This is a genomic window from Mesorhizobium sp. M4A.F.Ca.ET.020.02.1.1 (assembly GCF_004022645.1).
In the GTDB taxonomy this organism is placed as follows: Bacteria; Pseudomonadota; Alphaproteobacteria; order Rhizobiales; family Rhizobiaceae; genus Mesorhizobium.
On record NZ_RZOI01001263.1, the window covers coordinates 1 to 788 of the forward strand.

Genomic DNA, 788 nt, shown 5'->3' on the forward strand with positions numbered 1-788 from the left:
CTATCTCATCGGCTCCACCACCGACATCACCGAGCTCAAGCAGCGCGAGGCCGAGCTCAGCGAAGCGCGGCAGCGCGCCGTGCTCGCCGACCGCGCCAAGTCGGAATTCCTGGCCAATATGAGCCACGAGATCCGCACGCCGATGAACGGCGTGCTCGGCATGGCCGAGCTGCTGGCCAAGTCGGATCTCGACCCCAAGCAGAAGACCTTCACCGACATCATCGTCAAGTCGGGAAACGCGCTGCTCACCATCATCAACGACATCCTCGACTTTTCCAAGATCGACGCCGGCCAGATGGTGCTCGATCCGGCTCCCTTCAACCTGGCCGAGGCGATCGAGGATGTGGCGACGCTGGTTTCGACGCGCGCCAAGGAGAAGGATCTCGAGCTCATCGTGCGCGTCCAGCCGGGCCTCGACAGCCACTTCATCGGCGATGTCGGGCGCATCAGGCAGATCGTCACCAACCTCCTCGGCAATGCGGTAAAATTCACCGACGAAGGCCATGTGCTGGTCGACGTCACCGGCGAGCGCGTGCCGATGGGAACGAAGCTGACCATCTCGGTCACCGATACCGGCATCGGCATCCCCGAGGACAAGCTGAGGGCTGTGTTCGAAAAGTTCAGCCAGGTCGACACCTCCTCGACCAGGCGGCACGAGGGTACCGGGCTCGGCCTGGCCATCACCTCGCGGCTGGTCGATCTGATGGCCGGCGAGATCGGTGTCGAGAGCGCCGAAGGCAAGGGCTCGACCTTTTGGTTCACGGTGACGCTGCCGCGCGCCGTCCAGG

Annotated in this window: 1 protein-coding gene; it reads left to right on the top strand. The window is 64.0% G+C overall.

The window, feature by feature from the left end; genetic code table 11:
* Positions 1–788, top strand: a 788-nt coding sequence (locus tag EN742_RS36510) for an ATP-binding protein (protein WP_245492500.1), incomplete at both ends; no start/stop codon positions are given.